The following is a 20352-nucleotide window of genomic DNA, read 5'->3' on the forward strand; positions in this document are numbered from 1 at the left end:
GAAAGTACGCTCCGCTTCGGTGCTCGCGCCTCGCCATTTTCGCCTCGGCCTGATCGATTTCCACGCAGTCTTCCAAATTTTCAAACTCCTTCGAAATTGCAGCGGAGACGGAACGGTGAGCCAGAGGGTCGCTGGCGGTTTCCTTCCACAGGCTCTTCCATTAGGGTCGCCGCGGAATCGTCCTTGATTGATCGGAAGGCCCGCAATGACCGCTCTCAGCCCCGTCCTCGACCGTCTCGACAAAAGCCTCGACCAGAGCCTGGCGCGGCTGTTCGATCTGTTGAAGATCAAGTCGATCTCGACCGATCCGGCTTTTTCGGCCGACTGCCGCAAGGCGGCGGAGTGGCTGGTGGCGGACCTCAAGACCATCGGCTTCGACGCTGCGGTGCGCGACACGCCCGGCCATCCCATGGTGGTCGCCCATCACGACGGCCCGGCCGGCGCGCCGCATGTGCTGTTCTACGGCCATTACGACGTGCAGCCGGTCGACCCGCTCAATCTCTGGCACGACGATCCGTTCGATCCCAAGATCAAGGAGACCGAGCCCGGCCGCAAGGTCATCACCGGCCGTGGGTCGGCCGACGACAAGGGCCAGTTGATGACCTTCGTGGAAGCCTGCCGCGCCTGGAAGGCCGAGCACGGTTCGCTGCCCTGCCGCGTCACCATCCTGTTCGAGGGCGAGGAGGAAAGCGGCTCGCCGTCGCTGAAGCCGTTCCTCGATGCCAACGCCAAGGAACTGAAGGCCGATTTCGCGCTGGTCTGCGATACCGGCATGTGGGACGAGACCACGCCGGCGATCACGACGACGCTGCGCGGCCTCGTCGGCGAGGAGATCACCGTCAAGGCCGCCAATCGCGACCTGCATTCGGGAGAATATGGCGGTGCCGCCGCCAATCCGATCCGCATCCTGGCCAGGATCCTGGCCGACATCCATGACGAGACCGGTCGTGTCACCATTCCCGGCTTCTATGACGGCGTCGAGGAGACGCCGTCGCAGGTGCTGAAATCGTGGGAGCAACTGGGCGAGACCACCGAGACTTTCCTTGGCCCGATCGGCCTGTCGGTTCCGTCGGGCGAAAAAGGCCGCTCGGTGCTGGAACTGGTTTGGGCGCGCCCGACCGCCGAGTTCAACGGCATCACCGGCGGCTACACCGGCAAGGGCTTCAAGACGGTGATCGCGGCGGAAGCCTCGGCCAAGGTGTCCTTCCGCCTCGTGCACAAGCAGAATCCCGACAAGATCCGCGCCGCCTTCCGCAAATTCGTCGAGGAGCGGCTGCCCGCCGACTGCTCCGTCGAGTTTCATCCGCATGGCGGCTCGCCGGCAATCCAGCTTTCCTACGAATCGCCCTTCCTGACCAAGGCCAAGGACGCGCTGTCGGACGAATGGCCGAAGCCGGCCGTCATGATCGGCAGCGGCGGTTCGATCCCGGTGGTCGGCGACTTCCAGACCTTCCTCGGCATGGAATCGCTGCTGGTCGGTTTCGGCCTGTCGGACGATCGCATCCATTCACCCAACGAGAAGTACGAGATGAGCTCCTTCCACAAGGGGCAGCGCTCCTGGGCGCGCATCCTCGACGCACTGACCCGCTGAGCAGACCGACCATGAGCAACATCCGTTTTCACAAAAACGACCTGCCCGACCTTGCCCATTACGATGTCGACGCGGTCGCCATCGACACCGAGACGCTGGGGCTGAACCCGCATCGCGATCGGCTCTGCGTGGTGCAGATTTCGCCCGGCGACGGCTCCGCCGACGTCATCCAGATCGCGGCCGGCCAGAAGAAGGCGCCGAACCTCACCGCGCTTCTGAAGAACCGCAAGATCACCAAGCTGTTCCATTTCGGCCGCTTCGACCTTGCCGTGCTCTATAACGCCTTCGGCGTCATGCCCGAGCCGGTGTTCTGCACCAAGATCGCGTCCAGGCTGGTGCGTACCTACACCGACCGCCATGGCCTGAAGGACATCTGCCAGGAACTGCTCGGCGTCAGCCTGTCGAAGCAGCAGCAGTCTTCCGACTGGGCGGCCGAGACGCTGTCGCCGGAACAGCTCGAATATGCCGCTTCCGACGTGCTTTATCTGCACCGGCTGCGCGACGTGCTGGCCGGACGGCTGGCGCGCGACGGCCGGACCAGGGAGGCCGAAGCCTGCTTCCGCTTCCTGCCGACCCGTGCCAAACTGGACCTGATGGGCTGGGACGAAGAGGATATCTTCGCCCACAGCTGACCGGCGCGGGTTGTCCATGCCGGCGCCGGGCTGATGGAGGCTTGACGATGGCTGCCAGACAACCGATCGCGACCGCACCCAAGGACGGCTCCAAGGTCACCGTCTACTGGACGGACGGCAACGGTGTGATGAACGAGTCGATCGCGCAATACCGTTCCGCCGAGCGGTTGAAAGCGCTTGGCGGCGATGTCGATCCCAACGATGTCGGTTGGTGGGCGGCGATCGACGGCCATACCCAGAAGAAGATCGATCCGACGAGCTGGCGCCCGGCTTCGGGCGACGATGACGACGACGGCTGAGGCTGTCCGCGCTTTTCGAGCTTCGAACGCCCCGAGCTCCGCGAGGGGCAGGATTGCATCTTGCTCCTAGCCCTCGGCATAGCCTCGGGCGTTCGAACCCTTTGAAAGGTCCACTGGATCTTTCAATTCGCCTCCGGCGAACCGGGTTCTCACCCCGCAAGGGGAGAAGGCGCGCCACCCCATGCTTGGCTTTTCCCCACAGGTTGAATTATCGTTCCGGCATTGCAACCGGGGCCTGATTCGCAGCTTCGGCGCGTTTCAGCCCATGTTCCGGAGGGAATATCATGGGTGTCGAAAGTCTGATTGTCTTCCTCGTCATCGGCGCGGTCGCCGGCTGGCTGGCCGGCCTGATCGTCAAGGGTTTCGGCTTCGGCCTGATCGGCAACATCGTCGTCGGTATCGTCGGTGCCTTCATCGCCGGCTGGCTGTTCCCGCGACTGGGCATCAGCCTGGGCGGCGGCATCATCGCCTCGATCATCCACGCCGCCATCGGCGCGATCATCCTTCTGGTGCTGATCCGGCTGGTCAAGCAGGCTTGACCGGGTCAACCAATCTCGACCGGGTCAACTAGGCTCGACGTACCCAACACGGCCTGACGCGCCAGTCGCGCAGGCCGATCGCTTCCAGGAAGCGCGCTTCCTGGAAATGCTCTTCAACAAAACCGGCTGTCCCCGTGGCAGGCAGGCCCGACCCCTCAGGCGCTGCGGCGCATCGGCCGTTCGTGGCTGTGGTCGACCGCGTATGGGCCCATTCTGTCATCGACGACCATGCCGCTGATGCGGATGAAGCCGGCGAAAGATCTGCGGGCGTCGTCAGCGCTCAGCTGACCGGCCTCGGCGGCGAGGCAGCAGTTCAGCGCGCAATTGTAGACCGGCCCGCGGCGACCCGCCGGCCACGCCCGCAGAAACGCGGTCGCTTCCTCGACACTGTCAATTTCCTTCATCGGATGACCCGGGCCATGCGAAAGGCGGACCGGCACGACAAACTGCAGGCGGTTCATGGACTACCTCCCAAACAGTCAGAACGTTTTGATTAGGGCCACTATACTCCAGCATGAGGGCCGAACAAAGGCTCCGTGTCGCAAGAGTGATGTGTGGATTTAAAAATTGAACGGCCCGTCGCAGGGGGTGTTGCGGCGGGCCGTTGCAGAGCATGGAGGGACATGCCTGACTTCGAGTGGGATGAGAATCCCCAGGAAGCGCCCACTAACGGTGGCGGTCGAACAAGGTTCCGATACGTTCGATCACGAAAGAGTTATATAGTCTGTTTTTACAGAGTAGTTGACGGCTGCCGTCTGCGGTTCCGGCGTGAAAAACCCGCCCCGGCGAACCGGGACGGGCGGCAAACGTCTTGAATGTTCTCGCGATAATCGTGTCAGCAGCCGGCGCAGGCTCCTTTGCTGGGGGTGCCGACAGGGCCCTGGCCGCTGGGCTTGCCGGAGCTGGACGTGCCCGTATGCGAGCGCGTGCCCTTGGAACCCGCGGTGAGCAGGACATCGCCCTGTCCGGTCGCTTGCACCGACGGTTTCGGTCCATTGCCCATCATCGGCGCGGCGGCGAAAGCTGCTCCCGACAGCATCAGCGACGCGATGGCCGCAGCCACAATCGTCTTCATGATCTTTCCCTTCATCACTTGGCCCAGGGCCATCCATGGCGCTGAGCAGGCGCCGACGGCGCCGTGTCGCGCCCGCGCCTTCGACGCGACACCGGCGCCTTCAATGAACGGCCCTTGAGGCTGGGCACATACGGCAAATGACGTATTTTTGGGCAACGCCCGCGCCTGGTCGGCCGTGTGGTTACCAGACGATAAAGAGCCGGGAGGGCGGTGGATTGTTTGTTCCCGCTGGCGCCAGGGTCGAAGTTCTGCCGACATTCAACAGGTGGTCTTACCTTAACTCTTTGATTTTCCTTTGTTTCGATTTTTAGGCTCTTAACGCGCCCTTAAACCGCCGTATCTACTCTGCAACGGGAGCGCCATCGGCATCGGGACTATCGGCAGCGCATGGCGGACCGCAGGGACAGACGCATCGAACCCAGCTTCGAGGGGACGGCGAAAACGCCTGCCTCGGCTGGTTTTTCGGTCGGTGAAGAGGATCGCGTCGTGCCGGGAAACCGGAAATCCTCCAAAAAGCGTGGCAGCGCCAAGGCGAAGGCGGCCCGTGGCGGCCGGCGCAAGCGCGGCCGCATGGGGCTGTTGGCCAGGCTCGTCTACTGGTGTTTCGTGCTGGCCATCTGGGGCGGCATCGCCGGTGCCGGCATCGTCATCTATTACGGCGCCAAGATGCCGGCGGCGACGACCTGGAGCGTGCCGGACCGCGCGCCCAACATCAAGATCGTCGACGTCGAGGGACAGCTTGTCGCCAACCGCGGCATGAGCGGCGGCGAGGCTGTCGGCCTCAACGAGATGTCGCGCTACATTCCCGAGGCCGTCATCGCCATCGAGGACCGGCGCTTCTATTCGCATTACGGCATCGACCCGATCGGCTTTTCCCGCGCCGTGTTCACCAATCTTCTCGGCGGGCGTCTGCGCCAGGGCGGTTCGACGCTGACCCAGCAGCTTGCCAAGAACCTGTTCCTGACGCCGGACCGCACCTTGGAGCGCAAGGTGCAGGAGGTGCTTCTGGCGATCTGGCTGGAGCACAAGCACACCAAGGACCAGATCCTCGAAATGTACCTGAACCGGGTCTATTTCGGTTCCGGCGCGCATGGTGTCGAGGCGGCGTCGCGCCGTTATTTCGGCAAAAGCGCCCGCGACGTGACGCTGTCGGAAGCAGCACTCTTGGCCGGCCTGCTCAAGGCGCCGTCGCGCTTTTCGCCGGCGCGCGACCCGAAGGCGGCCGAGGGCAGGGCGCAGGTCGTGCTGGGCGTGATGCGCGACGAAGGCATGATCAGCGACAAGGAGCTGAAGACGGCGATGGCGGCACCCGCGGTGCGCGCGCCGTCCTACTGGACCGGTTCGGAAAACTATGTCGCCGACACCGTGGTGGAGGAGTTGCCGGACCTGATCGGCGACGTGCGCGGCGACGTCGTCGTCGAAACCACCATCGACATGAACTTGCAGAAGCTCGCCGAGAAATCGATCCGCGACCTGATCGACGCCAATGGCAAGAAGCTCAATGTCAGCCAGGGCGCGCTGGTGTCGATCGACAATTCGGGCGCGGTGCGCGCCATGGTCGGCGGCTACGACTACGCGACCAGCCAGTTCAACCGCGCCTCGGAAGCGCGGCGCCAGCCGGGCTCCGCCTTCAAGCCCTTCGTCTACATGACGGCGCTGGAGGCCGGCCGCACGCCCGACAGCGTCCGCAACGACGCGCCGATCCGCATCGGCAACTGGTCGCCCGACAATTTCAAGGGCAAATATTACGGCAAGGTCACGCTGGCGACGGCATTGGCGAAATCGCTCAACTCGGTCGCGGCGCAGCTGACCATGGAGGTCGGGCCGAACGCCGTCATCGATACGGCGCATCGCATGGGCATCCAGTCCGACCTGCAGAACAACACGGCCATCGCGCTCGGCACTTCGGAAGTGACGCCGCTGGAACTGACCTCGGCCTATGTGCCTTTCGCCAATGGCGGCTACCGGCCGGACGTGCATTTCGTGCGCCGCATCACCGACGGCAACGGCAAGGTGCTCTACCAGGCCAAGGAAGCGACCGCGCCGCGCGTGGCCCGCACCGAGATCATCGGTATGATGAATTCGATGATGTCGGGCACGGTGGAGGTCGGCACCGCCAAGAAGGCGGCCTTCGGCTGGCCGTCGGCCGGCAAGACCGGCACCAGCCAGAATTCGCGCGACGCCTGGTTCGTCGGCTACACGGCCAATCTGACCACGGGTGTCTGGTTCGGCAACGATGACGGAACGGCGATGAAGAACGTCACCGGCGGCGCGCTGCCGGCGCAGGCCTGGCACGAATTCATGATGGCCGCGCATCAGGGCGTGCCGGTGAAGCCGCTGCCCGGCACCTGGCGCTCGACGCCGTCCGACGCGATCGTGCAGGACGACATCCCGCTCAACATCGAGCCGCCGGCGCCGATACCCGGGCAGGCGGTGCCGACGGCTTCGGCTTCGCAGCCGCAGCGGGCGGTGCGCCAGACCGGCCAGCGGAACGGCGTTGCCATGCCGAGCGACGACGGCAGCACCGCTTCGATCGATCATCCGGTGCCGCCGGGCGATGTCGGCGGGCCGACGAAGAAGCGCGGAACCTCGATCCTCGACATTTTGAGCGGCGGCTGAGGCGCCGCCGGCGAGACCGTTGGCCAGCCCCAGGTTTTGTGCCTTCGCCCTAGCCGGCGGTTTCTTCGCGGCTGCCGCTCAGCCTGGCCAGGATGGAAACGAGCTGCGGCGCCATCAGGCCGATTTCGTCGAGATGCATGCTGGAGAGGGATAACAGGCGCCTTTCGCCCTCCGGCGTCAGCGCCAGCAGTACGCGCCGGCCGTCATTCGGGTCCTGCCGGCGCTTGACCAGACCCGCTTCCTCCAGCCGGTTGGCGAGCTCGGCGGCGGTGTGATGCCGCACCAGTAGCCGTGTCGCCAGCTCGCCCACGGACAGGCCGTCGCCTTCGCCCAGCCCCTTGATGGTGAGGATGGCCTGATGCTGCTGGGCGGTCAGGCCGGCCTCGCCGGCCGCCGTCTCGCTGAACGCCAGGAACTTTCGGATCGCATAGCGGAATTCGGCGAGCGAACGATAGTCGACCTCGCCCGGGTCTGCCGGATGAGGCCGAACGGAGCCCGGTTCGGTTTTTTTGATCACCGGATCGTTTCCTTTCCCGAAATTATATCGTAGTGCGATATAAACTCATCAGCGATTGAAGCCCATATGCCTATATCCACCCAGACCGACAAGCCAGCCGATGCCACGCGCGCCCGGCCGCTCCCGCCCTCGGCCCAGCACGCTTTGCCGCGACCCGGCGACTTTACCGCCGACACGCGCGTGCTGATGCTGATGGCGGTCGCTGTCGTCGTCGGCACAGCGGCGGTCGGCACGGCCTGGGTTCTGCTCAGGCTGATCACGCTCTGCACCAACATCGCCTATTACGGGCAGCTGTCGCTGGAAGCGCTGCCGATCTCCGGTTCGCCGCTCGGTTGGGGGATGGTTTTGGTGCCGGTGGTCGGCTGCCTGATCATCGGCCTGATGGCGCGGTTCGGCTCGGAAAAGATCCGCGGCCACGGCATACCCGAGGCGATTGAGGCTATCCTGATCGGCAAGAGCCGCATCAGCGCCAAGGTTGCCGTGCTGAAGCCGCTGTCCTCGGCGATCTCGATCGGCACCGGCGGTCCGTTCGGCGCCGAAGGCCCGATCATCATGACCGGCGGCGCCGTTGGCTCGCTGATCGCGCAGACGATCCATTTGAGTTCCGGCGAACGCAAGGCGCTGCTGGTGGCGGGCGCCGCTGCCGGCATGACCGCGATCTTCGGCACGCCGCTTGCCGCCGTGCTTCTGGCGGTGGAACTGCTTCTGTTCGAATGGAAACCGCGCAGCTTCCTGCCCGTCGTCGTTGCCGCGGCGGTGGCGGCAGCCGAACGCACGCTGCTGCTCGACCCGGCGCCGCTGTTTGCCTATGCCGGCCAGATGGCGCCCTCGGTGCCGGCCTTCCTGTCGTGGATGTCCGTCGGGCTGATCATGGGGCTGGGCTCCGGCCTGCTGACAGCGATGGTCTATGGCTCGGAGGACCTGTTCCAGAAACTTCCGATCCATTGGATGTGGTGGCCGATGATCGGTGGCCTCGTCGTCGGCATCGGCGGGCTGATCGAGCCGTCGGCGCTCGGCGTCGGCTACGACAACATCCGCCATCTCCTGTCCGGCGACCTCGTCTTCAAGGCGGCGCTGCTGCTTCTGGTGGTGAAAGCCATCATCTGGGCGGTGGCGCTGGGGTCCGGCACGTCGGGCGGCGTGCTGGCGCCATTGCTGATCTTCGGCGGCGCGCTCGGCGCCTTGCTGACGCCGATGCTGCCGCAGGCCGATGTCGGTTTCTGGGCGTTGCTCGGCATGGCTGCCATGATGGGCGGTACCATGCGCGCGCCGCTGACGGCAACGCTGTTCGGCGTCGAGCTGACGGGCGACCAGCACGCGCTGCTGCCTCTGTTGATTGCCTGCGCCATCGCCTACGCCACCACGGTGCTGCTGCTCAAGCGTTCGATCCTGACGGAGAAGATCGCCCGGCGCGGCCTGCACATCACGCGCGAATACCAGGCCGATCCCTTCGAGCAGACCTGGGTCAAGGACGTGATGGTGAAGGAACCGGACGCGGTCGACGCGTCATGGAGCGTCGGCCAGACGATCGATTATTTCATGAGCACCGAGCACCGCCACAAGAGCTATCCCGTCGTCACCGAGGACGGCGTCGTCATCGCCATGGTCTCACGCGGCGACGTGCTGGCCTGGTTTGGCCAAAATCAGGCGCCCGATCGCGAGGCGATCCTCGAGGACGTGCTCGACCCGAACCTTTTGTTCGGCAGCCCGAACGAACTGGTCGGCCATCTCGCCGACCGCATGGCCGAAAGCGGCATCGGCCGGGTTCCGGTAGTGGATGCCGCGGGCAGGCTGGTCGGCCTCGTCGCCCGCAAGGATCTTTTGGCGGCACGGGCGCGCCGCACCGCCGAGGAGCGCGACCGCGCCAGGCTGCTTGTGGGACAGCGGAAGGTCGGCCGGGTCGAGAAGGCAAAGACGGTCAGGCCTTAGACGCAGGTCCCTTCTCCCCTTGTGGGAGAAGGTGGCCGAGCCGAAGGCGAGGTCGGATGAGGGGTGCTGGACGGAGTACAACCTTACTCATTCGCAAACCAACATCGGGTGGGATGCTAGACGGTGCATGGCCCCATTTCTTCCAACACCCCTCATCCGTCTCGGCGCTACGCGCCGATCCACCTTCTCCCGCAAGGGGAGAAGGGACGCGCTGCCACATCTGCCACGACATGCGGCAGCCCGCTTTGAGGGGAGGAGGAGCGAGCCTGGACAGATCGTCCATAGCAAGCTCTAGCTGGCGATTATCGGCTCGCCCGCCGGCCGGCTCGGCTCCGGTTTCAGCACCGCCTCGACGATGCCGCGTGCGATCTCGCGCTCGCCCATGATGACGGTGGTGGCGCCGAGGCCCTGCAGATGTTCCACCTCGGCGTCGGAATGGGCACGGGCGACGATGTCGATGTCGGCATTGGCGGCACGGGCCAGAAGCGCGATGCGGCCGGCTTCGAAGGCGTTGGGAATGGCGAGGATCAGCCGCTTGGCGCGTGCCGCATTGGCGGCGGCGAAAACATCTTCCTTGGCGGCATTGCCGACCACGGTCTCGACGCCGTCCGCCTTCAGCCGCGTCACGGTCTTGTCGGCATCCTCGATGACCAGGAACGGCTCGTTGGCCTCTCTCAGGGCGACGCCGACCAGGCTGCCGACCCGGCCATAACCGATCAGGATGGTGTGGCCGGTTAGGGTGGTCGGCGGGGGAGGGCCATCCTCCTCCGGCTTTTCGCCGGTGGTGGCGACCTGTCCCGGCGTTGTCGCCGGGCCGATCGGTGTCGAAGCCGCCGCCGCGCCTTCCGCGCCGCGCCGCTGCTCAAGCCAGGGCCGCAGCCGGTCGACGAGGAAGAACATCACAGGATTGAGGATGATGGACAGGATCGCGCCGACCAGGATGAGATCCCGGCCTTCCTCCGGCAAGAGCTTCAGGCCGACGCCGAGCTCGGCCAGGATGAAGGAGAATTCGCCGATCTGCGCGAGACTGGCGGAAATGATCAGCGCGGTGGCGATCGGGTAGCCGAACAGGATGACGATGGCGAAGGCGGCCAGCGATTTGCCGATGACGATGATGAACAGCGTCGCCAGCACCGGTCCGATGTGCTGCATGATGCTGAACGGATCGAACATCATGCCGACCGAGACGAAGAACAGCACCGAGAAGGCATCGCGCAGCGGCAGCGATTCCTCCGCCGCGCGGTGGCTGAGCTCGGACTCGCTCATCACCATGCCGGCGAAGAAGGCGCCGAGCGCCAGCGACACGCCGAACAGCTTGGCCGCGCCGAAGGCGACGCCGAGCGCCACCGCCAGCACGGCGAGGCGGAACAATTCGCGCGAGCCGGTGTGGGCGACATAGTGCAGGATCCAAGGGATGACCCGGCGCCCGACCACCAGCATCAGAACGACAAAGGCGACGACCTTGGCCAGCGTGACGCCGACAACGCCCCAGACACCGTAATCGGCTGCCAGCCCGTAGAAGCCGCCGGGTGCGGGCGCCTGCTCGACGCCGCCGAGCACACCGGCCAGCGCCGGCAGGAGCACCAGCGCCAGCACCATGGCGAGGTCCTCGACGATCAGCCAGCCGACGGCGATGCGGCCGCGCTCGGTCTCGACCAGCCGCCGTTCCTGAAGCGCGCGCAACAGCACCACGGTGCTGGCCACCGAAAGCGCCAGGCCGAAGACAAGGCCGGCGCCGAGCGACCAGCCGAGTATCCAGGCCAGACCCCAGCCGAGCAGGGTGGCGAAGCCGATCTGCACCACGGCGCCGGGCACGGCGATGGCGCGTACGGACAAAAGGTCCTTCAGCGAAAAATGCAGGCCGACGCCAAACATCAGCAGAATAATGCCGATCTCGGCCAGTTCCAGCGCCAGCCCCTGGTCGGCGACGAAACCGGGCGTGTTCGGGCCGACAAGGATACCGGCCAGCAGATAGCCGACCAATGGCGGGATGCGGAAACGATTGGCTATGGCGCCAAAGACGAATGCCAACCCCAGACCGACGACGATGGTAGCGATAAGGGGGGTGTCATGCGGCATGGACGATGGAGCGCCTTTCGAAATTTGACGATGTCGGATGAGCGCCGCCCTGAGCCGCCGCCTTTTTCCATAATGGGGACGGGGGCGGTGCCGTGCAACCCGCGTGGCCTCAGAAAATGCATGTGGCGTGACGTTTGCCGGCGCTGCCGGTCGCACGAGGTGGCGCCCCTTAATTCTACTAAATAGATAGAAATTAGAAAAATCTGTTTTGCGGCGAGGGCTCGCCACCGCTAAACATGCCGCTTATCGGGGGAGAGGCAGGCTCGGGCGCGCCGCTATTGTCGCGCGCTAGAAAATTATTCTCCGGCCCCTTGAGCTTTCAGAAAAGCGATTGCCTTCAATTGCCGGGTGCGCGAGTGCGTTCCTTCTGAACTTTTCCGGTTGCGGTTAGAAATGCCAGACTGTTCAGGGTCTTACCGCAATGCCGCATACCGTGCCCAAGCTTAATGCCTTTCCCGTTTTCATGCGGGTGGAAGGGCAAGCCGTGGTCATCGTCGGCGGCGGCGAAGAGGCGCTGGCCAAGGCGCGGCTGATCGGCCAGTCGAGCGCCAGCTTGCGCATCGTGGCGGACCGTGCCGAGCCGGCGCTGCTTGCCTGGATCTCCGAAAACGGCGCTTCCCGCATCGCCGATACCTATCGCAGCGAACACCTGGCGGGTGCGGTGCTGGTTTTTGCAGCGACCGGCGACGAGGCGTTCGACCGGCGCATTGCGCAGGATGCGCGGGCCAAAAACATTCCCGTCAACGCGGTCGACCGGCCGGAATTGTGCGATTTCTTCACGCCGGCGCTGGTCAACCGCGCGCCCGTCGCGGTCGCCATCGGCACCGAAGGAGCCGGTCCGGTGCTGGCGCAGATGATCCGCGCACGCATCGATCAATTGCTTTCACCGTCGCTCGGTCCGCTGGCCGCCCTTGCCGCCACCTTCCGCGGCGCCGCCGAAAAGCTCCTGCCCAAGGGCAATCGCCGCCGGCGGTTCTGGGCGGATTTCTTCGCCGGCTCGCCGGCGCGCGCGGCGGAAGCCGGCGATTTGTCGGCCGCGCATGATGCCGCCTCGAAACTGCTGCTCTCCAATACCGCCTTCAGCGGCCACATTGCGCTGGTCGGCGCCGGTCCGGGCGCGGAAGACCTTTTGACCCTGCGCGCCCAGCGTCTGTTGATGGAAGCCGACGTCATCGTGTTCGACGCGCTGGTGCCGGAAGCGGTGGTGGCCATGGGCCGCCGCGACGCCGAGCGCCTGCCGGTCGGCAAGCGCAAGGGCTGCCATTCCAAGTCGCAGTCGGAAATCAACGCGCTGCTGGTTTCGCTTGGCCGCGAAGGCCGGCGCGTGGTGCGCCTGAAATCGGGCGATCCGCTGGTGTTCGGCCGCGCCGGCGAGGAGATGGCGGCGTTGCGCGAGGCCGGCATTTCCTACGAGGTCGTGCCGGGCGTGACCGCCGCCTTCGCCGCCGCCGCCGATTTCGAACTGCCGCTGACTCTGCGCGGCGTCACTTCCTCGATGGTCTTCACCACCGGTCACGACCTCAAGGGCGGCTCGCTGCCGGACTGGGCGAAGCTCGCCATCTCCGGCGCCACCGTCGCCGTCTATATGGGCCGCACCGTTGCTGCCGACGTCGCCGGGCGGCTGATCGAAGCCGGGTTGTCGCCTGACACCGCCGTCGCCGTGGTCGAGAACGCCAGCCTTGTCGGGCGCCGCCGCTTCCATGGCACTCTGGCCGACCTGCCTTCGCTGGAGGCGCGTAGCGACCTGACCGGCCCGGTCATGACCATTATCGGCGACGCGGTTGCCGGCGCCAATTTCGAGCGTTCCGAGCCGCTTGCCGCCCACAGACACAACGAGGCGGTGCTGGCTGCCGTCGAAGGAGCCGTATCATGAAGATCCTGACCGCGAACCGCCTCACCGACGGCGAGGCCGTCTGGTATGCCGGCGGCGCCTGGGCCGAGACGATCGACAAGTCGGAAGTGGCTGGCGACAAGACGGCCGAGGAGCGGCTGGAAGCGATCGGCGCCGCCGCCTTCGCCGCCAACGAGGTTGTCGACGTCAACCTGATCGACGTCGACGTCGTCGACGGCGTTATCGAACCGCTGCGCCTGCGCGAACGGATCCGCGCGACCGGCCCCACCAACCGCAACGATCTCGGCAAACAGGCCCGCCCGAACGCGGCCTGACCACGACAAGCGGGTGCTTCGGCACTCGGAGGATTAAGACATGTACCGTTACGACGAGTTCGACCATCAGTTCGTGCAGGCCCGCGTCGCGCAGTTCACCGACCAGGTCGAGCGCCGCCTTGCAGGCGAGATCACCGAGGATCAGTTCCGGCCGCTGCGCCTGATGAACGGCGTCTATCTGCAGCTGCATGCCTATATGCTGCGCATCGCCGTGCCCTATGGCACGCTGTCGTCGAAGCAGATGAGGATGCTGGCCCACATCGCGCGCAAATACGACAAGGGCTACGGCCATTTCACCACGCGCCAGAACATCCAGTTCAACTGGCCGGCGCTGTCCGATATCCCGGCGATCCTGGCCGACCTCGCCTCGGTCGAGATGCACGCGATCCAGACCAGCGGCAACTGCATCCGCAACGTCACCGCCGACCATTTCGCCGGCGCCGCCGCCGACGAGGCCGCCGATCCGCGCCCCTATGCCGAGATCCTTCGGCAATGGTCGTCCGTGCATCCGGAATTCTCCTACCTGCCGCGCAAGTTCAAGATCGCGGTGACGGGTGCCGAGCGCGACCGCGCCGCCATCCAGACGCACGATATCGGCCTGCATCTGAAGAAGAACGCGGCCGGCGAGCTCGGTTTTGCCGTCTATGTCGGCGGCGGCCAGGGCCGCACGCCGATGGTGGCCAAGAAGATCAACGACTTCCTCCCCGAGGAGCATCTTCTGTCCTACTGCACGGCGATCCTGCGCGTGTACAATCTGCACGGACGCCGCGACAACAAATACAAGGCGCGCATCAAGATCCTGGTGCACGAGACCGGCGTCGAGGAATTCACGCGTCAGGTCGAGGCCGAATGGGCCGAGCTGAAGGATGGCGAGCTGACGCTGCCGGAAGCCGACATCAAGGCGATCGACGCCTATTTCGCGCCGCCGGTGCTGCCGGCGCGGCCGGAAGGCGACCAGGCGGTCAAGCTGGCAAGGCTGGATTCGCGCAGCTTCGGCGAATGGCTCGACCAGAACGTCGTCACCCACCGCAATCCCGACTATGCGGCGGTGACGATCTCGCTCAAAGGCATCGGCGAAGTACCGGGCGATGCCTCCGACAGCCAGATGGACGCGGTGGCCGACCTTGCCGAGACCTATGCGTTCGACGAGGTGCGCGTCAGCCACGAGCAGAACCTGATCCTGCCGCATGTGGCGCGGGCCGACCTGAAGGCGATCTATGACCAGCTGGTCGAGATCGGTCTGGCGACCGCCAATTCCGACCTGATCTCCGACATCATCGCCTGCCCGGGTCTCGATTATTGCGCGCTGGCCAATGCCCGCTCGATCATCGTGGCGCAGAACATCTCCAAGCGTTTCGCGTCGCTGGAGCGGCAGCGCGACATCGGCGAATTGAAGCTGAAGATTTCTGGTTGCATCAATGCCTGCGGCCACCACCATGTCGGCCATATCGGCATTCTCGGCGTCGAGAAGAAGGGCGCGGAGCTTTACCAGGTGACGCTCGGCGGCTCGGCCGACGAACACACGACGGTTGGCGAAATCATCGGCCGCGGTTTTGGTCCGGACGAGATTACCGACGCCATCGAGACGGTGGTGGAGACCTATCTCTCGATCCGCCTCGACGCCAAGGAAAAATTTCTCGATGCCTATCGCCGCGTCGGGCCGGCGCCGTTCAAGGAGGCGCTTTATGCTGGCGAAGCCAAGGCCGCTTGACCAGGCCGCTCCCGCCGAGGGCGGGGTGGCGGCGCAAGCCGCCGCGTTCGACGCGCTGTACGGCCATCTTGATGCGCGCGCCGTGATCGAGCGGTCGGCGCGGGAGCTTTTCGCGGACGGCATCGCCGCCGTGTCCTCCTTCGGCGCGGATTCGGCCGTGCTGCTGCACATGATCGCCGCTGTCGACCGGCACATGCCGGTGATCTTCCTCGACACCGGTAAGCATTTCGAGGAAACGCTCGATTATCGCGACGCGCTCGCCGCCGATTTCGGCCTGACCAACATCCAGGTGGTGTCGCCCGAGGCGGCGGCACTTGCCCGTATCGACCCGACCGGCAGGCTGCACGAGACCGACACAGACGCCTGCTGCGACGTGCGCAAGGTGGAGCCGATGGCGCGCGGCGTCGAGCCGTACCGGGCATGGTTCACCGGCCGCAAGCGCTTCCAGGCGTCGACCCGCGCCGCGCTGCCGGTGTTCGAGGCGGTCGGCTCGCGCATCCGCATCAACCCGCTGGCGCGTTGGACCACCGCCGACCAGGCCGACTATATGCGCCAGCATGCGCTGCGCGAAAATCCGCTGGTCGCCTACGGCTATCTGTCGATCGGCTGCTTCCCGTGCACGCAGCCGGTGCAGCCGGGCGAGGACGCGCGCTCCGGCCGCTGGGCGGGCCACGCCAAGACCGAGTGCGGCATTCATCTCTCCGGACTGGAGAAGTCGCTGACGGATGCGTCGCTTTAGCTCCAACCCCTTCTCCCCGTTCACGGGGAGAAGGTGGTCCGAAGGACCGGATGAGGGGCGGCGCCAACCTTCGCAATGTCACCGATGCCCCTCACCTGCCTGCTGGCATCCTCTCCCCGTGAACGGGGAGAGGAGACTCCACTGGAAACTAGCCCGAGAATAAGCCATATGCTCGCCTTCATGACCGAGATCAAATCCGAGGCCGGCACCGCGCCGGCACCGCGTCTGTGGACCCAGAAGGGGTTCCGCGAGGACGATTGGACCCATGCCGAAACCGCCGATGCGCTTTCGGGCAACGGTCGTTTCATCCTGCCGCTGCAGGCGTTCCTCGATCTGGACCCGCAGGTGCGGAAATCGGCCAAGGAGCGCCTCGGCGTCGCCTTGCTGCCGGGCGACCAGCTCGACAAGATCGTCGGCCTCCTCGACCAGCTTTCGCTGGTGGCGCTGGCCTTCCCGGCCTTCAGCGACGGGCGCTCCTTCTCCAAGGCCGAATTGTTGCGCAGCCGCCATGGTTTCGAGGGCGCGGTCAGGGCGACCGGCCAGGTGCTGGTCGACCAGCTGCCGCACATGCTGCGTGTCGGCTTCGACGAGTTCGAGGTGACGAACCCGGTGCTCCTGAAGCGCCTGGAAGAAGGCCGCCTTGACGGCCTGCCGCTCTATTACCAGCCGGCGGCAAAGGCATCCGCGCCGACGGGTGGTTACAGCTGGCGCCGCACGCCGAACTGAGAGACCGTCGGAAATAGATGATGCCGGGCTGCAAATGACGAGCAGCTGCGCTCCGATGCTCACGTACTGAAAGTACGCTCCGCTTCGGTGCTCGCTCCTCGCCATTTTCGCCGCAGCCTGATCAATTTTCCAAACGGTCTCTGAGCGTCTTCGCTCGGATTGCACCCTTCCGCCGGCGTTCCGGCATGGATTCCCGACACTCTCCGCTCCCTGCGGTCGCTCGCGAGGTCGGGAATGACGGAACTCTTTTTCTCGTCTTCGCTACCTGTCAGCGGATCAGCGTACGTGCTCGGCAGCGCAGGCCGCGTGATGCGAATAGGTGCATCGTGCTGGCACCAACAGTGCCGGCACCCAACGCCGACATAGACAGGTAGCGCAGGTCGCAAACAAAACTCTGTCATTCCCGACCTCGTGAGGGAGCGAAGCGACCGGAGAGTGTCGGGAATCCATGCCGGAACGCCGGCGAAAACCGCTGCGGTGCAGGAGGCGACGGCAAAACCGGGTGGAGCCTTCGACCTCCAGCGTCCATGCGATGACCTGCCGCCACAAGCGACGGTGGGCCACCGAGCGGACCGGCCCAAAGTCCAACCCCGGTAGCGGGTTGCATCCCTTTACAACCCTGGCGTTTGGGTCTTCTCTTTGGCTTCCGGACGGAAATATCCGCCGGCAGCCCGGGGAGGCCAGCATGAAGTTCGACTATGTCATCGCCGGCGGCGGCTCGGCGGGATCGGTGCTCGCGGCGCGGCTTTCGGAGGATCCGGCGGTGAGCGTGTGCCTGCTGGAGGCTGGCGGCGAAGGCAAGGACATGCTGATCCGGGCGCCGGCTGGCGTCGTGGCGCTGTTGCCGGGGCGGCCGAAAATCAAGAACTGGGCGTTCGAGACGGTACCGCAGCCGGGCCTCAACGGGCGCAAGGGCTACCAGCCGCGCGGCAAGGCGCTGGGCGGGTCGAGCGCCATCAACGCCATGCTCTATATTCGCGGCCATCGCGACGACTATGACGACTGGGCCGAGGCCGGCTGCACCGGTTGGTCGTGGGACGAGGTGCTGCCCTATTTCAAGCGCGCCGAGGGCAACCAGCGCGGTGCCGATGCGCTGCATGGCGGCGAGGGGCCGCTGCGGGTCGGCGAACAGCAAAGCCCGCGCCCGCTCAGCCGCGCCTTCGTCGCGGCCTGCGGCGAGAACCAGATCCGGCTGAACGAGGATTTCAACGGTGAGGAACAGGAAGGGGCGGGGCTCTATCAGGTCACGCAGTTCTGGGGCGAAAGGCGCAACGGTGAACGCTGTTCGGCGGCGGCCGCCTATCTGCATCCGGCGATGGGGCGCAAGAACCTGACGGTGGTGACCGGGGCGCACGCCACCGGCATCATGCTGGACGGCAAGCGGGCGATCGGCGTGCGCTACCGCACCGCCAATGGCGAGGCCTTTGCCCAGGCCGCCCGCGAGGTGGTGGCGTCGGGCGGCGCCTTCGGCTCGCCGCAACTGCTTCTGCTTTCCGGCATCGGCCCGGCCGACGAGCTGGCTGGGCGGGGCGTGGCTTCGGCGCACGATTTGCCCGGCGTCGGCAAGAACCTGCAGGACCATCTGGATTTCATCATCTCCTGGAAGTCCCGTGAGACCGACATGTTCGGCCTCGGCGCCAAGGGCACGGTCAATCTGGTGAAAAACATCCTGCAATGGCGCAGGGACGGCACCGGCATGATCGCCACGCCCTATGCCGAGGGCGGCGCCTTCCTGAAGTCCGACCCGTCGCAGGAGCGGCCGGACCTGCAATTGCATTTCGTCATCGCCATCGTCGACGATCACGGCCGCAAGCTGCATATGGGTTACGGCTTCTCATGCCATGTCTGTGTGCTCAGGCCGCATTCGCGCGGCGAGGTGACGCTGGCCAGTGCCGATCCGCTGGCCGCGCCAAGCATCGATCCGCGCTATCTCTCCGACGAGCGCGACGCGGCGCTGCTGCTCAAGGGAACAAAGATGATGCGCTCGATCCTGGCAGCGCCAGCGCTCGCCAGATATCGCGACAAGGAACTCTATTCGGCCGGAGCGACCAGCGATGCCGAGCTGATGAGCCATATCCGCGCTCGCGCCGACACCATCTATCACCCGGTCGGCACCTGTCGCATGGGCACGGACGACATGGCCGTGGTCGATCCGCAACTGCGCGTTCGGGGGCTTTCCGGCCTGCGCGTCGTCGACGCCTCGGTGATGCCGACGCTGATCGGCGGCAACACCAATGCGCCGACCATCATGATCGCCGAGAAAGCGGCGGACATGATGAAGGTCGCGGCCGCCTGAAGCGGTCGCATCATCGGTTCGCCGGTTCGAGGCGAGGGCGTTCTCTCAGCGCTGGTGCTGCGCGCGGCTTTCCTGCGCGTCGAGCCGCTCCAGAAGGGTGCGGAGCGGTTCGGGAATCTCGTTCACGACCCTGAAGGCCGGCAGCGCATGTAGGAAACGCTGCGTCGAACGGTCCGTGAACTGCCGCCTGATCTGGGTCGTCAGCTGGTCGCGTTTGGCTGCGTTGGTGCGTGGCATGGTCTCAAATCCCTAGAGCGCAGCGCGTCCAATTGGACGTGCAAAGGACGCTCTAACACTTTGTATCTGCTGCATCGTGCCTACCGAAAATCGATTCCGATTTTCTGGCCGATGCAGTAGTCGGCCTTGAAACTCCCCCGCCGCTGAATCGTTCCTGGACAGCGACAATTTGGCAAGCGCCGAACGGGAACAGGGTAAAATTTGACTTAAATCGTCGTATCCCCCGATACCCGGCCTGTCGGCGCGTTCGGTCTTTGCCCTTGATTTTTCAGTGGCAAACCTCGATATCGGGCACAAATCCAGAACCAATCGACATGACGGGAAACGGCGATGAGCGACCAGGCAAAAGACCAACGCGCGCCTGAGGATATTGAGGCGGCGGAAGCCGAGGCGGAACGCACCGAAGGCGGCGTCGAAGGCGACTATGAAGCGTTGGTGCGCCTCATCAAGGAAAACGAAGAGCTGAAGGACCGGGCGCTGCGCACCGCGGCCGAGATGGAGAACCTGCGCCGGCGCACCGCGCGCGACGTGCAGGATGCGCGCAGCTATGCGATCGCCAATTTCGCGCGCGACATGCTGTCGGTTTCGGACAATCTCGCCCGCACGCTGGAAGCGATCCCAGCGGAAGCCAAGGCCTCCGGCGATGCCGGTTTCAAGGCGCTGATCGAAGGCGTCGACATCACCGAGCGGGCCATGCTCGGCGCGCTGGAACGCCACGGCGTCAAGAAGCTGGAGCCGCAGGGCGAAAAGTTCGACCCGAACTTCCACCAGGCGATGTTCGAAGTGCCGAACCCGGCAGTGCCGGCCAATACCGTCGTGCAGGTGGTGCAGCCGGGTTATTCGATCGGCGAACGCGTGCTGCGCCCGGCCATGGTCGGCGTGTCCAAGGGCGGCCCCAAGCTGGTCGCCGAGCCGACCGAACCGGGCCCGGTCAATGAGCAGGCCGAGAAGGATGCTTGATCAGGCATAATTGGCAGTCGGCAATCGGCAGTCGGAACAAGCGGTAGGCATTGATTTCCGCCTGTCGGGGCGGGGCGCTTGCGTCGGCTCAGCATCGCGGTATGTTTTTCCGACTGCCGACTGCCGACTGCCGACTGCCGACTGCCGACTGCCGACTGCCGACTGCCGACTGCCGACTGCCGACTGCCGACTGCCGACTGCCGACTGCCGACTGCCGACTGCCGACTGCCGACTGCC

General features: G+C 65.4%; 18 protein-coding genes. 13 read left to right on the forward strand and 5 right to left on the reverse strand.

The window, feature by feature from the left end; genetic code table 11:
• The first annotated feature begins 205 nt into the window (after window positions 1-205).
• The 4 genes from AB4136_RS32170 to AB4136_RS32185 all read left to right on the forward strand — a co-directional run bounded on the left by AB4136_RS32170 (window position 206) and on the right by AB4136_RS32185 (window position 3061).
• Window positions 206-1591, forward strand: a complete 1386-nt coding sequence (locus AB4136_RS32170; RefSeq protein ID WP_024926743.1) for a M20/M25/M40 family metallo-hydrolase — start codon at window positions 206-208, stop codon at window positions 1589-1591.
• A gap of 11 nt (window positions 1592-1602) precedes the next feature.
• A complete protein-coding gene (locus tag AB4136_RS32175; protein ID WP_137900686.1) occupies window positions 1603-2223 on the forward strand; it encodes a ribonuclease D in 621 nt (206 codons plus the stop codon).
• Window positions 2224-2270: 47 nt separating this feature from the next.
• Window positions 2271-2522, forward strand: coding sequence for a hypothetical protein (locus tag AB4136_RS32180; protein WP_137900685.1), 252 nt, complete (start codon window positions 2271-2273; stop codon window positions 2520-2522).
• Between the two features lie 284 nt (window positions 2523-2806).
• Window positions 2807-3061 carry a GlsB/YeaQ/YmgE family stress response membrane protein gene (locus tag AB4136_RS32185; protein WP_024926746.1) on the forward strand — a complete coding sequence of 85 codons (255 nt, stop codon included), beginning with the start codon at window positions 2807-2809 and terminating at the stop codon, window positions 3059-3061.
• 155 nt (window positions 3062-3216) lie between these two features.
• Here the strand turns inward: AB4136_RS32185 and AB4136_RS32190 are convergent, their stop codons facing one another.
• The gene (locus tag AB4136_RS32190) at window positions 3217-3522 is read right to left on the reverse strand and encodes a DUF982 domain-containing protein (protein WP_024926747.1); all 306 of its coding nucleotides are present in this window, start codon (window positions 3520-3522) and stop codon (window positions 3217-3219) included.
• A 374-nt stretch (window positions 3523-3896) separates the two neighbouring features.
• Window positions 3897-4136, reverse strand: a complete 240-nt coding sequence (locus AB4136_RS32195; protein WP_137900684.1) for a hypothetical protein — start codon at window positions 4134-4136, stop codon at window positions 3897-3899.
• Window positions 4137-4523: 387 nt separating this feature from the next.
• Between AB4136_RS32195 and AB4136_RS32200 the strand changes: the two genes are divergently transcribed.
• Window positions 4524-6755 (forward strand): transglycosylase domain-containing protein, encoded by a 2232-nt coding sequence (locus tag AB4136_RS32200; protein WP_137900683.1) that lies wholly within the window; start codon window positions 4524-4526, stop codon window positions 6753-6755.
• Between the two features lie 49 nt (window positions 6756-6804).
• On the opposite strand, the gene AB4136_RS32205 is transcribed toward AB4136_RS32200, so the two are convergent.
• Window positions 6805-7272 carry a MarR family winged helix-turn-helix transcriptional regulator gene (locus AB4136_RS32205; RefSeq protein WP_441932246.1) on the reverse strand — a complete coding sequence of 156 codons (468 nt, stop codon included), beginning with the start codon at window positions 7270-7272 and terminating at the stop codon, window positions 6805-6807.
• A 66-nt stretch (window positions 7273-7338) separates the two neighbouring features.
• On the opposite strand from AB4136_RS32205, the gene AB4136_RS32210 reads away from it, so the two are divergent.
• Window positions 7339-9201 carry a chloride channel protein gene (locus tag AB4136_RS32210; protein ID WP_137900682.1) on the forward strand — a complete coding sequence of 621 codons (1863 nt, stop codon included), beginning with the start codon at window positions 7339-7341 and terminating at the stop codon, window positions 9199-9201.
• Window positions 9202-9492: 291 nt separating this feature from the next.
• On the opposite strand, the gene ybaL is transcribed toward AB4136_RS32210, so the two are convergent.
• Window positions 9493-11280 (reverse strand): YbaL family putative K(+) efflux transporter, encoded by a 1788-nt coding sequence (gene ybaL, locus AB4136_RS32215; RefSeq protein ID WP_024926752.1) that lies wholly within the window; start codon window positions 11278-11280, stop codon window positions 9493-9495.
• Between the two features lie 421 nt (window positions 11281-11701).
• On the opposite strand from ybaL, the gene cysG reads away from it, so the two are divergent.
• The 6 genes from cysG (at window position 11702) to AB4136_RS32245 (ending at window position 18918) form a co-directional block, all read left to right on the forward strand.
• Entirely contained in the window at window positions 11702-13153 is a 1452-nt protein-coding gene (cysG, locus tag AB4136_RS32220; RefSeq protein WP_024926753.1) for a siroheme synthase CysG, read from the forward strand.
• A complete protein-coding gene (locus AB4136_RS32225) occupies window positions 13150-13446 on the forward strand; it encodes a DUF2849 domain-containing protein (protein WP_024926754.1) in 297 nt (98 codons plus the stop codon). The genes cysG and AB4136_RS32225 overlap by 4 nt, the downstream gene beginning before the upstream one ends.
• A gap of 40 nt (window positions 13447-13486) precedes the next feature.
• Window positions 13487-15157: a nitrite/sulfite reductase gene (locus tag AB4136_RS32230; RefSeq protein ID WP_024926755.1), complete on the forward strand. Its 1671-nt coding sequence runs from the start codon at window positions 13487-13489 to the stop codon at window positions 15155-15157.
• On the forward strand, window positions 15132-15896 hold the full coding sequence (locus tag AB4136_RS32235) for a phosphoadenylyl-sulfate reductase (protein ID WP_024926756.1): 765 nt from the start codon (window positions 15132-15134) through the stop codon (window positions 15894-15896). The genes AB4136_RS32230 and AB4136_RS32235 overlap by 26 nt, the downstream gene beginning before the upstream one ends.
• A gap of 168 nt (window positions 15897-16064) precedes the next feature.
• Complete coding sequence (locus tag AB4136_RS32240; protein ID WP_441932248.1) at window positions 16065-16622, forward strand: DUF934 domain-containing protein; 558 nt, start codon at window positions 16065-16067, stop codon at window positions 16620-16622.
• A gap of 685 nt (window positions 16623-17307) precedes the next feature.
• The gene (locus AB4136_RS32245; RefSeq protein WP_137900681.1) at window positions 17308-18918 is read left to right on the forward strand and encodes a GMC family oxidoreductase N-terminal domain-containing protein; all 1611 of its coding nucleotides are present in this window, start codon (window positions 17308-17310) and stop codon (window positions 18916-18918) included.
• Window positions 18919-18963: 45 nt separating this feature from the next.
• Here AB4136_RS32245 and AB4136_RS32250 read toward each other — a convergent pair whose 3' ends face one another.
• Window positions 18964-19155 carry a hypothetical protein gene (locus tag AB4136_RS32250; protein ID WP_024927197.1) on the reverse strand — a complete coding sequence of 64 codons (192 nt, stop codon included), beginning with the start codon at window positions 19153-19155 and terminating at the stop codon, window positions 18964-18966.
• A 330-nt stretch (window positions 19156-19485) separates the two neighbouring features.
• Between AB4136_RS32250 and grpE the strand changes: the two genes are divergently transcribed.
• On the forward strand, window positions 19486-20115 hold the full coding sequence (gene grpE, locus AB4136_RS32255) for a nucleotide exchange factor GrpE (protein ID WP_137900680.1): 630 nt from the start codon (window positions 19486-19488) through the stop codon (window positions 20113-20115).
• Window positions 20116-20352: the final 237 nt, after the last annotated feature.

Source organism: Mesorhizobium sp. 2RAF21 (assembly GCF_052115345.1).
In the GTDB taxonomy this organism is placed as follows: Bacteria; Pseudomonadota; Alphaproteobacteria; order Rhizobiales; family Rhizobiaceae; genus Mesorhizobium; species Mesorhizobium terrae.

What these genes read in the sequence shown, in the direction of transcription:
- AB4136_RS32170 (WP_024926743.1), top strand. Translation starts at nt 206, where the DNA reads ATGACCGCTCTCAGCCCCGTCCTCGACCGTCTCGACAAAAGCCTCGAC.
- AB4136_RS32175 (WP_137900686.1), top strand. Translation starts at nt 1,603, where the DNA reads ATGAGCAACATCCGTTTTCACAAAAACGACCTGCCCGACCTTGCCCAT.
- AB4136_RS32180 (WP_137900685.1), top strand. Translation starts at nt 2,271, where the DNA reads ATGGCTGCCAGACAACCGATCGCGACCGCACCCAAGGACGGCTCCAAG.
- AB4136_RS32185 (WP_024926746.1), top strand. Translation starts at nt 2,807, where the DNA reads ATGGGTGTCGAAAGTCTGATTGTCTTCCTCGTCATCGGCGCGGTCGCC.
- AB4136_RS32190 (WP_024926747.1), bottom strand. Translation starts at nt 3,522, where the DNA reads ATGAACCGCCTGCAGTTTGTCGTGCCGGTCCGCCTTTCGCATGGCCCG.
- AB4136_RS32195 (WP_137900684.1), bottom strand. Translation starts at nt 4,136, where the DNA reads ATGAAGACGATTGTGGCTGCGGCCATCGCGTCGCTGATGCTGTCGGGA.
- AB4136_RS32200 (WP_137900683.1), top strand. Translation starts at nt 4,524, where the DNA reads ATGGCGGACCGCAGGGACAGACGCATCGAACCCAGCTTCGAGGGGACG.
- AB4136_RS32210 (WP_137900682.1), top strand. Translation starts at nt 7,339, where the DNA reads ATGCCTATATCCACCCAGACCGACAAGCCAGCCGATGCCACGCGCGCC.
- ybaL (WP_024926752.1), bottom strand. Translation starts at nt 11,280, where the DNA reads ATGCCGCATGACACCCCCCTTATCGCTACCATCGTCGTCGGTCTGGGG.
- cysG (WP_024926753.1), top strand. Translation starts at nt 11,702, where the DNA reads ATGCCGCATACCGTGCCCAAGCTTAATGCCTTTCCCGTTTTCATGCGG.
- AB4136_RS32225 (WP_024926754.1), top strand. Translation starts at nt 13,150, where the DNA reads ATGAAGATCCTGACCGCGAACCGCCTCACCGACGGCGAGGCCGTCTGG.
- AB4136_RS32230 (WP_024926755.1), top strand. Translation starts at nt 13,487, where the DNA reads ATGTACCGTTACGACGAGTTCGACCATCAGTTCGTGCAGGCCCGCGTC.
- AB4136_RS32235 (WP_024926756.1), top strand. Translation starts at nt 15,132, where the DNA reads ATGCTGGCGAAGCCAAGGCCGCTTGACCAGGCCGCTCCCGCCGAGGGC.
- AB4136_RS32240 (WP_441932248.1), top strand. Translation starts at nt 16,065, where the DNA reads ATGCTCGCCTTCATGACCGAGATCAAATCCGAGGCCGGCACCGCGCCG.
- AB4136_RS32245 (WP_137900681.1), top strand. Translation starts at nt 17,308, where the DNA reads ATGAAGTTCGACTATGTCATCGCCGGCGGCGGCTCGGCGGGATCGGTG.
- AB4136_RS32250 (WP_024927197.1), bottom strand. Translation starts at nt 19,155, where the DNA reads ATGCCACGCACCAACGCAGCCAAACGCGACCAGCTGACGACCCAGATC.
- grpE (WP_137900680.1), top strand. Translation starts at nt 19,486, where the DNA reads ATGAGCGACCAGGCAAAAGACCAACGCGCGCCTGAGGATATTGAGGCG.